Source organism: Enterococcus sp. 7E2_DIV0204 (assembly GCF_002140855.1).
GTDB classification, from domain to species: domain Bacteria; phylum Bacillota; class Bacilli; order Lactobacillales; family Enterococcaceae; genus Enterococcus_L; species Enterococcus_L lemimoniae.
Window position 1 is genome coordinate 1,435,527 of sequence record NZ_NGKY01000001.1, and the last position, 11,675, is coordinate 1,447,201.

At 37.3% G+C, this 11,675-nt stretch carries 11 protein-coding genes; 5 read left to right on the top strand and 6 right to left on the bottom strand.

What is annotated here, in order from left to right:
- Nucleotides 1-17: 17 nt before the first annotated feature.
- Nucleotides 18-707, top strand: coding sequence for a winged helix-turn-helix domain-containing protein (locus tag A5819_RS06705; RefSeq protein WP_086277798.1), 690 nt, complete (start codon nt 18-20; stop codon nt 705-707).
- A 130-nt stretch (nt 708-837) separates the two neighbouring features.
- Here A5819_RS06705 and A5819_RS06710 read toward each other — a convergent pair whose 3' ends face one another.
- From A5819_RS06710 to A5819_RS06735, 6 genes are all read right to left on the bottom strand, one after another.
- Nucleotides 838-2,085 (bottom strand): glutamate-5-semialdehyde dehydrogenase, encoded by a 1,248-nt coding sequence (locus A5819_RS06710; RefSeq protein ID WP_176271454.1) that lies wholly within the window; start codon nt 2,083-2,085, stop codon nt 838-840.
- A 40-nt stretch (nt 2,086-2,125) separates the two neighbouring features.
- Nucleotides 2,126-2,923: a glutamate 5-kinase gene (gene proB / locus A5819_RS06715; protein WP_086277801.1), complete on the bottom strand. Its 798-nt coding sequence runs from the start codon at nt 2,921-2,923 to the stop codon at nt 2,126-2,128.
- 143 nt (nt 2,924-3,066) lie between these two features.
- A complete protein-coding gene (locus A5819_RS06720) occupies nt 3,067-4,311 on the bottom strand; it encodes a DUF1015 domain-containing protein (RefSeq protein ID WP_086277803.1) in 1,245 nt (414 codons plus the stop codon).
- A complete protein-coding gene (locus tag A5819_RS06725) occupies nt 4,311-5,498 on the bottom strand; it encodes a phosphoglycerate dehydrogenase (RefSeq protein WP_086277805.1) in 1,188 nt (395 codons plus the stop codon). The genes A5819_RS06720 and A5819_RS06725 overlap by 1 nt, the downstream gene beginning before the upstream one ends.
- Complete coding sequence (serC, locus tag A5819_RS06730; protein WP_086277807.1) at nt 5,499-6,590, bottom strand: 3-phosphoserine/phosphohydroxythreonine transaminase; 1,092 nt, start codon at nt 6,588-6,590, stop codon at nt 5,499-5,501. It lies immediately after the preceding gene.
- Between the two features lie 253 nt (nt 6,591-6,843).
- Nucleotides 6,844-7,539: a MurR/RpiR family transcriptional regulator gene (locus A5819_RS06735; RefSeq protein ID WP_086277809.1), complete on the bottom strand. Its 696-nt coding sequence runs from the start codon at nt 7,537-7,539 to the stop codon at nt 6,844-6,846.
- Nucleotides 7,540-7,581: 42 nt separating this feature from the next.
- Between A5819_RS06735 and A5819_RS06740 the strand changes: the two genes are divergently transcribed.
- The 4 genes from A5819_RS06740 (at nt 7,582) to A5819_RS06755 (ending at nt 11,645) form a co-directional block, all read left to right on the top strand.
- A complete protein-coding gene (locus tag A5819_RS06740; RefSeq protein ID WP_086277811.1) occupies nt 7,582-8,199 on the top strand; it encodes a hypothetical protein in 618 nt (205 codons plus the stop codon).
- A gap of 12 nt (nt 8,200-8,211) precedes the next feature.
- On the top strand, nt 8,212-9,528 hold the full coding sequence (locus A5819_RS06745; protein ID WP_086277813.1) for a PTS sugar transporter subunit IIC: 1,317 nt from the start codon (nt 8,212-8,214) through the stop codon (nt 9,526-9,528).
- 140 nt (nt 9,529-9,668) lie between these two features.
- Complete coding sequence (locus tag A5819_RS06750; RefSeq protein ID WP_086277816.1) at nt 9,669-11,054, top strand: hypothetical protein; 1,386 nt, start codon at nt 9,669-9,671, stop codon at nt 11,052-11,054.
- A gap of 111 nt (nt 11,055-11,165) precedes the next feature.
- Nucleotides 11,166-11,645: a dUTP diphosphatase gene (locus A5819_RS06755; protein ID WP_086277818.1), complete on the top strand. Its 480-nt coding sequence runs from the start codon at nt 11,166-11,168 to the stop codon at nt 11,643-11,645.
- Nucleotides 11,646-11,675: the final 30 nt, after the last annotated feature.

The window sequence follows — 11,675 nt, forward strand, 5'->3', positions numbered from 1 at the left end:
CTATTGGAGGGGTAGACATGTATCGTATTGGCGTAGTAAATTTCGAAGGTAATACATCGGAATGGGAACAATTACAAACGATAATACCAAGTGAGTGGACGTTGATTCCTATAGTTGAGGATTCAAAAGACAGGTATGACTTGATTATTATAGTAGAAAATAGTTTGAAACAAGTTGGGGAAATCTGTGGACAGTTGATACAGGTGAAAAAAGAAGCAGATTCTCTGATTTGGATTTGGTCAGTAGTTCAAAATGAGATGAACCGAATGGTCTATTTAAAACTTGGGGCCGATGGTGTAAAAACAGACAGTTTAAAGTTAGAAGAATGGCTGCTGGTTGCAGAGAACGCATTAAAGCGTAAAAAGATAATTAGCAATTTACAAACTGAAAAGACAGTTCAAGAAAGCCGTTGTGAAGGGATTGTTTTAAATCACCGAAATAGAAGTGTTGTCGTAAATGAAACTGAAGAGGTTCAATTGACTAATCTTGAGTACAAAGCCATGGACTTGCTGTTTAAAAATATGGGCAAGACTGTGACTTATGAAGAGATGTACCAAGTGATTTGGGAAGAAGAAGAGAGCACGGAGCGGAAATTTTACCGTATTAGCAATTTGATTTTCCATATTAGGCAGAAGTTTATACAAGAAACTAGTGCAACCGAAACAATTCGAACTGTACGTTCAAAAGGGTACGTGTTAAATGTGTGAGAGGATAAAAATCAAAAAAGGGTGTGGGACAAAAGTAAAAAGTACTTTTGTTTCACACCCTAAATACGAATAAACGGTGGGAGCAGAAGCAACCCCGAGAAATAAGCTCCTGTCCTAACCTCTTTTTTGATTATTTCCGATATTGCCCATCACCATAAACGATATATTTCGTAGAAGTCAGTTCTGCTAACCCCATTGGTCCGCGTGCATGTAATTTCTGAGTGCTAATACCGATTTCTGTACCAAAACCAAACACAAATCCATCTGTAAACCGTGTTGAAGCATTAGCATAAACGGCTGCTGCATCAACTTGCTGTAAAAATTGTTGTGTAGCAAAATAATTATCACTGACGATACTTTCAGAATGTTTGGTATTGTAGCGATTGATATGGTGAATTGCTTCATCTAAAGAATCGACGACTTTAACAGCTAAAATGTAATCATTAAACTCTGTTTCCCAATCTTCTTCAGTAGCTGGAATCGCTTGTTCAAAAATCGCTATTGCCCGTTCGTCCGCACGCAATTCCACCTTGTATTCATTCAATGCCTTTTCGATCACAGGTAGGAAAGCTGCTGCCACATCTTGATGGATCAATAACGTTTCTGCTGAATTACAAACAGAAGGTCGTTGGCATTTTGCGTTGACGACAATATTTGTAGCCATCTCTAATTGGGCCTCTTTGTCAATATAGACATGACAATTACCAGTTCCTGTTTCGATCACCGGAACAGTCGCGGTCGTTAAGACGGTTTTGATCAAATTAGCGCCACCACGTGGAATCAAAACATCTAAATAATCATTTAATTTCATCAATTTTTGGGCTGTTTCACGAGAGGTATCATCAACAAATTGAATCGCAAACGGCGAAGCTCCTTTTTGTTTTAAAGCTTGCTGTAAAACTTTAACAAGGATTTGATTTGAGTGGAATGCTTCCTTACCACCACGTAAAATCACAGCATTACCCGTTTTAAAACATAGGCTTGCCGCATCTGTTGTCACGTTTGGACGAGATTCATAGATGATGCCGATCACGCCTAGTGGTACACGTTGTTTGCCGATCATTAGGCCATCTTCATTTTTCCACATTTTATCTACTTCACCAATTGGATCAGGTAAAGTTGCGACTTGGCGGATGCCATCAGCCATTTCTGTGATCCGTGCTTCTGTTAATCGTAAACGATCTAGCATTGTCTCTGTAATCCCGTTTTCTTTAGCAGTAGCTAGATCTTTTTGGTTTTCTAGTAGAATCTTAGCGGTGTTTTTTTCTAATTCAGCTGCCATGTGCAACAATAAATCATTTTTTGTTTTTGTATCCAGCAAACCTAGTTGATAAGCTGTTTCTTTTGCCTGTTGGCCTAGTTGTGTCAAATCAGTCATCATCATTTTCCCCCTTTTTTTAATTGTCATGAATAAGAAACTAGCGAATAAATAAGGTTCCGATCATTTCACCATCTAAGATATCAAAAATAATCTTAGGGTGTTGTCCGTTTGCTAAAACCATAGCGCTATTATGTTCTAAAACGCGTTCTGCAGCTTTTAATTTGCTGTACATACCACCAGTACCAAAGCGGCTACCTTTGCCTCCTGCTAGTTGTAAAAGTTTATCATTGATCTCGTTGATTTCAGAGAAAAGTGTTGCTTCTTTATTGATCGTTGGATTAGCAGAGAAAAAGCCGTCAATATCGGATAGCATGATCAAAGCATCTGCCTGGATCAGTTGAGATACGATAGCTGATAGCTGATCATTATCGCCAAATTTTGTCAGATGATCTAATTCATCGATCGCTACAGTATCATTTTCATTAATGACCGGAATGATGCCCATTTGTAATAATTGTTCCATCGTATTGGTCACATTTTTTCGGCTTTCTGGATATTCGATCACATCTCTAGTTAATAGCAGTTGGGCAATTTGCTGGCTATAAGTCAAAAAACGCTGATTGTAAATATTCATCAGTTCAGCTTGTCCAACAGCAGCTACTGCTTGTTGTTCTGGAATGGTCGGGGGTCGTTTGTCCATGTTTAACTTATTCAACCCAACACCGATCGCACCAGAAGAGACTAAGATGATTTCTTTACCTTGGTTGCGCAAATCGGATAGGGTGAATGCTAATTGATCAATGGCACTTAAATTAATATTACCATTGGGGTAGATCAACGTACTTGTTCCTACCTTGATAACGATTCGTTTTGCATCTTTTAATTGTTTTCGCATGGTTGACCTCACTTATTTCCTAACTTTTCCAGATTATTTTATATAAGGCTATTATCTAGCCATTTCCGTTTATTTGCAAGAAAGCTTGGACAAAAAAATTTGCTTTTGTCCAAGCTTTGATTTTATTCTTCTATTTTACAGCTTTATACGTCATTTGTCTCTAGGTCGTGCACAAATAATCCACTCAATAATTTAGGTTCAAACCACGTTGATTTTGGCGGCATGATTTTTCCAGCATCGGCCACATTTAATAAATCATCCATTGTAGTTGGGTAAATAGCAAAAGCTGCTGTCCACGTACCACTATCAACTAATTGTTCTAATTCTTTCATTCCACGAATTCCACCGACAAAATCGATCCGTTTATCGGTACGAACATCTTGAATGTCGAAAATCTCCGCAAATACATGATTTTGTAGCAAAGAAACATCTAAACCATCAACAGGATCATCAGATAAAAGCGATTCTTTAGCAGTCAATGTATACCATTGTCCATCTAAATACATACCAAACATTTTCGGTTGGTCAGGTTTTCCTGTTTCGGTTTTTGTAACTGAGAAATTGGCGCTTAGACGTTCAAAGAAATTTGCTTCAATTGGAACATTGACAACCCGATTATAATCTAAAATCTCCAGTTCTTCTTTAGGAAAAATCACAGATAAGAAGTAGTTGAACTCGGCTGTGTCAGTTGCATTTGGTTGGGCTGATTTTTTCTTTTGGCCAACTTTTACCGCTGATTCTGTTCGATGATGACCATCAGCGATATATAATGCTGCTACATCTTGGGCAAAAGCTGTAACTAGTTGATCGATTACTTCTGGTTGATCGATCAGCCAAACACGATGAGTGACCTCATGGAAACTAGTAAAATCATAGACTGGCTTATACGTTTTTTTCCATTCATCAGTCACTGTTTGGATTTGTTCATTTCGACGATACGTTAGAAAAATCGGGCTAGTATTAGCATCACAAGCTTCAATATGGCGAATGCGGTCAACTTCTTTTTCTGGACGGGTAAATTCATGTTTTTTGATTCTACCATTCGTATAATCAGTGATGGAAGTACACGTTACGAGTCCTGTTTGAGCACGTCCATTCATTGTTAACTCATAAAGATATAAAAGCGGCTGGTCATCTTGTATTAGCCATTGTTTTTGTAAAAAAGTTTGTAGATTGTTGGCGGCTTTCTCATAAACTTGATCATCATAGGGAGAAAGTGTCTCTGGTAAATCGATTTCTGCTTTATCGATATGCAAATAAGAATAAGGATTATTTGCACCGAGCTCTCGTGCCTCAGCAGAATTCAAAACATCATAGGGTAATGTAGCGATTTTTTCACTGAATTCAGTTGCTGGGCGAATACTCTTAAAAGGATGAATCATAACCATTAATAGCTCACCGCCTCAGTATTTTTGATTGTGCGTACGCGGATGATATTTTCAGCAGCTTGAATTTTCTCAGCGGCAGCATTGATTTTTGCTTCATCTGTTTCAGCAATATCAACAATCGTATAGGCGTAATCATCACGACTGCGGTTGATCATCGTATCGATATTGATTTCTAAATTTGCGATTTCTGTTGAGATTTGTCCTAGCATGTTCGGAACATTTCTATGCACGATCGTAAAACGGAATGGTGAATTAAAGGCCATTTCTACAGTTGGAAAATTGACAGAACGTTTGATATTTCCTGTTTCTAAGAATTTTTTCAACGTACGTGCGGCCATTTTGGCACAGTTGATTTCAGCTTCTTCTGTAGAAGCACCTAGATGAGGTAAGACTAAGATTTTGTCATTGTGTAATAACCGTTCATCAGCGAAGTCAGTCACAAAATTGCTGATTTCTCCACTATCAAGAGCTTCGATCACAGCAGTAGTTTCTACTAATTCACCACGAGCAAAATTCAGCAAAACAGCATTTTCTTTCATTTGTGCTAATTGTTTTTTACCAATCAAATGATGGGTATTTTCAGATAAAGGAACGTGAACAGTCACAAAGTCACAGGTTTTCAAGACTTCATCCATGCTTTGTGCTCGTTTAACACGGCGCGAAATGCTCCAAGCAGTATCAACAGAAACGAAAGGATCGAATCCAGTCACTTCCATACCTAAGCGATAGGCATCGTTAGCAACCATAGCACCAATCGCGCCAAGACCAATCACACCTAGTTTTTTGCCTTCTAATTCAGTACCAGCAAACTGTTTTTTCTGTGCTTCGGCTTGTTCTTCAGTGTCTGTTCCTGTCAACGTTTGAACCCAATTAGAGCCTTTTAAAATCGGGCGAACAGATAAAAGCAAGCAGGCAATAACCAACTCTTTTACAGCATTGGCATTGGCTCCTGGAGTATTGAAAACCACAATACCGTCTTCGGTACATTGTTTAACGGGAACATTATTCGTTCCTGCACCTGCACGAGCGACAGCTAGAACAGAAGCGGGAAAGGCATAATCATGGAGTTTTTCACTGCGTAAGATAATTCCAGCAGGAGAATTTGATTTATTGATCGTAAAGTTCTCTTCGTTAAAACGAGCTAAACCAACAGGTGCAATTGCATTGAATGTTTTAATATCATACATCTATTTTGTGCCTCCGTTTTCTGCTTCAAATTTTTTCATCAAATCAACTAAAGCTATAACACCCTCTTTAGGAAAGGCGTTATATAAACTAGCGCGCATACCACCTACAGAACGGTGACCTTTTAAGTTTTCAAAACCTGCTGCTAAGGCTTCTTGGTTGAATTTTTTATCTAGTTCATCGCTTCCTGTAATGAATGGAATATTGTTGATTGAACGGTCTTTAGGCGTTACAGGTGAAGAAAATAAAGGTGAGGCATCGATGGCATCATATAAAATCGCTGCTTTTTCTTTATTTTGTTTTTCCATTTGACGAACGCCGCCTTGTTCTTTGATCCATTCAAAGACAAGTTTTGCCATGTAGATGCTATAGGTTGGTGGTGTATTGTACATTGAGCCATTTTTCGCATGGATGTCATAATCTAACATGGCGCTAAGAACATCTGCTTGCCCAATCAAATCATCACGAACAATCACAACGGTCAGTCCAGCTGGCCCAATATTTTTTTGCGCTCCAGCGTAAATCAAGCCAAAATCAGCTACATTATAATCAATTGATAAAATATTTGAAGACATATCGGCCACAATTGGTACATCACCTGTCTCAGGCAACTGATAAATTGTAGTCCCTTCGATCGTATTATTGGTCGTAATATGAACGTAAGCTGCATCTTGTGGAATATCTTCTTTGTGGATTTCAGGAATATAGGTAAAATTTTTATCTTCACTTGAAGCGATGACTTGAACATCGACATTCGTGATTTTTTTGGCTTCACTAATTGCTTTTTGCGCCCATGAACCAGTATTAACATATACAGCTTTTTTATTTTGCGCCAAGTTTAAAGGAACCATAGTAAATTGCGTACTGGCGCCTCCTTGTAAAAAGAGCACTTTATAATTATCAGGAATAGTCATTAATTCTCTGAGTAAGGTTTCAGCATTTTCAATGATCGATTCAAAAAGGGAGGAACGATGACTCAACTCCATCACGGACATACCGCTGTTCTCATAATTCACCAATTCGGATTGTGCTTTTTCCAATACACTTTTAGGTAAAACGGCGGGACCTGCTGAAAAATTGTAAACAGTTTTCATACATCTATCTCTCCTTTGATATGATCATTCATCTACTATTGTATAGTAAATGTGAAAACCATTATAACAGAAAGCTTAGATTAAAAAAAGATTAAAAGTAAATTTCGTAAAATTTTTCACAGAGGTTTTCATTTTAAAAAAGTCAAACATGTTTATAAATTGGTAAACATGTTTAAATCTGTCTGAAAGCGCTTCTAGTTCTGGCTTTTTTCAACTATAATGCACATGAAGAAACATCGGCCGAATCTTTCTTCTACTGTAAATTTTGAAGTGTGTAACTCATTAATAATTCAAATTGAATTAGAACTGTACCAAAAAATAGCTGAGGGTAAAAATCTTGATGGGAGCTCGGAGAATAAGTATTTGTACTGATAGAAAGTGTGGACAGTTTGCTGATGGTCGATTGATCATTGCCGACAAAGCAAATGCTTTCTAGTTCATTGGCTTGAGCGATTTCTGCTAGTTCAAACATTCTACCGGTATTACCGGAATTACTGATGAAAATCAACAGAACATCATCTTGGTGACTCGCTCTTAAAAATTCTAAATGACTATTAGAAGTAGCCCTAAATCCATAAAGATTCAAGTATTCAGAAAAGTAATTGGCTAAGTTTTGTGAGAAACCAGAACCTAAAATCATGATGTTTTTATCGTGGTACTTTTTTAATAACGACAAAAAGGCTTCACCATAAGTTGTGATCACATCATGGTTTTCAAGCCGTTCTTGGCTAAGGTTGAATTCGCTAATATAAAAAACCAATTCACTATAACCTGTAAAATTCATCTTTTTAGCCATATTAATGACCGTAGCCGTGGATACAAAACTTTGTTTCGCAATTTCTCGAATACCTAAATTCTTTAATTCTTGGCGATGCTCAGCCATATACCTTAAAATTTGAACCTCAGTTTTATTCAATTGGTATTTTTCTGCAAGACTATCGATATTCACATGAATCACCCTTAAAATCATTTTAGTTAGGAGTATTATAACATGACAGAACAAGAATATATCAATGATCCCTGGGCAAGAGTTAAAACTAGAAATAATTTAAATGGCGATGAAGTAGTCTCTGCTTTACAAAAGTCGATCCGCCGTGGTAATGAACGGGTAGCATGCGATTTTGCTTATGAAATGTATATCACTTCACCCCAGTTTGAAGAAAAATTATGGCGTCGGTTGCTGGCAATTTCAGTAGAAGATATTGGGATGGGCAATGAGAATGCTGCAATCATGGTCAACAATTTAAATCAAATGCGTAAAGAATTTCAATACAATGAATCGGATCGCGCGATGTTCTTTTTCCATGCGATTCGTTACTTATGCCAATCAGAAAAAGACCGTTCTTCTGATTTGTTAAAAAATATCGTGATCAAAAGTTTTGCAATGGGGTATGTCCCTGAAATTCCTGATATTGCGTTGGATAAACATACTACTCGAGGTAAAGAGATGGGACGAGACTCAAAACATTTCTTAAACGAAGCGAGCATTGTTATTCCCCAAGCGGATGTGACGAATGACTATAAAGAAGAATATGCGAAAATTATTGATCGTTATGATCCAAATGAAGTTGTTGAGTCAGCTTTTGAGTTTAACTCTTGGCAAGTCTAAGGAGGACACCTGATGAAAAATTCAGCGAATGCGAAAGAATCTATTGTAAATCGATTAAATGATGTTTTAAGTCCGTTTGCCAATAAAATCGGTAATCAACGGCACCTTAAAGCAGTGTCTACTGGAATGATGTTTGGGTTACCGTTTATCGTGATTGGTTCTTTTTTCCTGATATTTGCTAATCCGCCGATTAATATGGAGCAGTATGATCCTGCACATGCAGGACTGTTTATGAAATTTTTGGCTGTTTGGAAAGAGTTTGCTGTTGCTAATTATGATATGATCACCGCACCCTACAATCTGACGATGGGGATCATTGGCTTGATTAGTGTTTTTGGGATAGCGTACTCTTTATCAAATGAGTACAAACTAAATGCTGCAATGAATGGTATGGTCAGTATGGTAACATACTTGCTCGTTTGTACACCTGTTAAAGAAGGAACGATATCGTTAGCCTACTTAGGAACAAACGGTTTGTTTGTAGCTATTATCTTAGGACTTTTAGTCGTTGAAGTTAGCCGTTTTTTTGAAGTGAAAAATATTAAGATTTCGCTGCCTGATACAGTACCGCCAATGGTTGTGACATTTATCAATACATTGATTCCTTTATTGACGAATATTGTGCTTTTTTATGGCTTGAATTTGGTTTTCTTAGGGCTGATCGATCAAACATTCCCTGATGCCGTCATGTCTGTGTTGACTCCAGCCGTTAATATTGCAGGAAGTTTAGGTGGTTTACTGTTAATCGTCACTCTAGGCAATGTTTTGTGGCTATTTGGAATCAATGGATCATCGATCATTTTTCCAATCGTTTTTACGCTGGGAGTGGCCCAAACTGGTTTGAATGCAGAACAAGCTTCCAATGGAGAAGCAATGACACATTTGATGAACTTGCAGATGTTTCGGATCTCTGTTTTAGGCGGGGCTGGAAATACGCTAGGCTTAGTTCTTTTGATGATGTTTAGCAAAGTGCCGCAATATCGAACGATTGGAAAATTATCTTTCGTTCCAGGAATTTGTTCGATCAATGAACCAGTTATTTTCGGATTGCCGATTGTGTTTAATCCGATTTTAGGAATTCCCTTTCTGACCATGCCAGTCATTTCGCTATTTTTAACCTATTTTGCTCAAAAAATCGGGATGATATCACTTGGGTTTATCGTTGATCCATCATTTACTCCATTTTTTGCTCAAGCATACTTGGCAACGATGGATTGGCGGAATATTGTTTTTTATGTATTTTTAGTTGTTTTAAGCATGGTGGTTTATTATCCATTCTTCAAAGTTTTTGAAAAAAATCAAACGAAATTAGTGGATGAAGTGTTATAAACAGAAAAAAGTTAATGAAAAGAGACGTCTATTGCATAGTTTATGTTATAGGCGTTTTTTTCTATTAGTGGATGATTTCACTTTTTTCATTATCATGGTAGACTACCAACATAACAAACCGTTTCAAAGGAGATCAACGAATGTCTAAACTAAAAGAATTAGCCCGCAATTGTTTGCAAGTGGCGCCGTTTATTTTATCCAATACAGTTATTTTCATCCCTTATTTTTTATTTCTGAGTTTAAGTGATGGTACGACGATGGAAAGAATTTTACCTTTTGTGCTTTTTTATACCTTTCGCATGACGGGCATCTTTTTGTTAAAAAGTTTTAAACTAGCTTTGACCAGTTTCAATGCGCTGATCATTTCTATCCTGATTGGTGGTGCCGGGTGTTTGATCGGCGTGTTAGGTCAATTTTATTTTCCAGCCTATTTGTTTTCGGCAGTTTTACTAGGGCTTAGTGCCTCATGGTTGCCTGCCGCTAATACCACAGTTAATTATCATGAGAAAAGGCAGGGTTATTCAGCTTTGACTGGTAGAAAATATCTTTTTATCCTATTGCTATTAGGTGGGGTGATCGCTTCTTTGATGCTGACGAAAGAATTAAGGATTCCGTTGGTTTTAGGTGAATATACCTTGTTGTATATAGCTGCCTACCATACTGTAACGCATTATCCTGACTATGAAATTGATTTTAATGAAGTCAACCAACAAGTGGTATCGCTTAAAGAGTTCTTTTTATTTCTAGGATTTTTTGTTTTATTGTTATTTATTCGTTCGGCTCGACTTCTGTTTGATCCTCAGCTTTTAGATGCTGGCATTATTGGTTTTTCTGGTTTATTTTTGATCACAGCTTGGTATTTGAACCGACAAAGAAAAATGTGGAAACTACCGATATGGCTAAACTTACTAACATTTGCTAATGGAATGTGTATGAACTTTTTGCTCCTTTTTGGCACGTTCTATGTTTCACTACGCTTAGGGATCGATCGCCTGACTGTTAATCTGTACGTTCCATATATTTTGGGGATCATTGCTTCAGCGATTGTTATTAAATTTTTATATCGTTTATTGCCTAATGTCGATCCGAGAATCATCCATCTTGGTGGATTTATCTTTTCGCTATTTCTGTTACTATTTCGGCCGCTTTTTCCGCTTGGAATTTTCCTGCTAAGCTGTTTTATCAGCGCAACTGGAAACTTTTTAAATCAAGAATATTATCAGAATGAAAGTTTACCGCAGGATACACGGATCATCACTAAATATAGTACACAAACCAAAGGTAGTGTGACCCATCAGTTACTATTGATGAGTGTTTTGTGGTTATTAGCAAAGCAAGCGCACCTACCAGTTAAAACCGTTTTACAGATTACTGCACATCGGACTCATAACCCTGCTGCCCTTCAGGTAGTTGAATATGTTCATGTAATAAGTATCATTGGGCTAATGTTATTTTTTGTTTTTATTTTTTATGAGGTGTTAAAAGAGAATAAACGTCGATTTGATGAACAAAATGAATCCAAATGATGTGAAAACATTAAAAAAGCACAAGAGAATAGTAAAGATACTATAAAACTAAACAGGGAATCAGTGTAGTATGTTAAAATAGAAATAGTTTACAAGTAGAGGAGATTTTTGATGAAACAACGAGGATTTGAAATTATTACGGATTATTCAGACCAAGGGATCACGATTCCGCAGCGTGCGACAAAAGGTGCTGCAGGTTATGACTTTGAAGCAGCTGAAAGAGTTGTTGTACCAAGTATTTGGCAGCAGCAAGCACAAGGCGTTGCGCCAAAGCCAGTTTTAGTTAAAACAGGAATCAAAGCCTACATGGCTGAAAATGAGTATTTAGAATTGGTTAGTCGCTCATCAAACCCATTGAAACGTTTTTTAATGTTAGCGAATGGTGTGGGTGTGATCGATCGTGATTATTATAATAGCGAAGGCAATGAAGGGCATATCATGTTCCAGTTTTTAAATTTTGGCTATGAAGAAATGATCATCGAAAAGGGTGAAAGAATCGGTCAAGGAATCTTTAAGCCATTTCTTTTAGCAGATATTGATGACGTAGAAAACGAACGTACAGGCGGTTTCGGCTCTTCGGGTAAAAACTAAGCTAAATTCACTGGAAAACTGCGTATTTTA

Coding starts and splice junctions, on each gene's coding strand:
- A5819_RS06705 (WP_086277798.1), top strand. CDS start 18: ATGTATCGTATTGGCGTAGTAAATTTCGAAGGTAATACATCGGAATGG.
- A5819_RS06710 (WP_176271454.1), bottom strand. CDS start 2,085: ATGACTGATTTGACACAACTAGGCCAACAGGCAAAAGAAACAGCTTAT.
- proB (WP_086277801.1), bottom strand. CDS start 2,923: ATGCGAAAACAATTAAAAGATGCAAAACGAATCGTTATCAAGGTAGGA.
- A5819_RS06720 (WP_086277803.1), bottom strand. CDS start 4,311: ATGGTTATGATTCATCCTTTTAAGAGTATTCGCCCAGCAACTGAATTC.
- A5819_RS06725 (WP_086277805.1), bottom strand. CDS start 5,498: ATGTATGATATTAAAACATTCAATGCAATTGCACCTGTTGGTTTAGCT.
- serC (WP_086277807.1), bottom strand. CDS start 6,590: ATGAAAACTGTTTACAATTTTTCAGCAGGTCCCGCCGTTTTACCTAAA.
- A5819_RS06740 (WP_086277811.1), top strand. CDS start 7,582: ATGACAGAACAAGAATATATCAATGATCCCTGGGCAAGAGTTAAAACT.
- A5819_RS06745 (WP_086277813.1), top strand. CDS start 8,212: ATGAAAAATTCAGCGAATGCGAAAGAATCTATTGTAAATCGATTAAAT.
- A5819_RS06750 (WP_086277816.1), top strand. CDS start 9,669: ATGTCTAAACTAAAAGAATTAGCCCGCAATTGTTTGCAAGTGGCGCCG.
- A5819_RS06755 (WP_086277818.1), top strand. CDS start 11,166: ATGAAACAACGAGGATTTGAAATTATTACGGATTATTCAGACCAAGGG.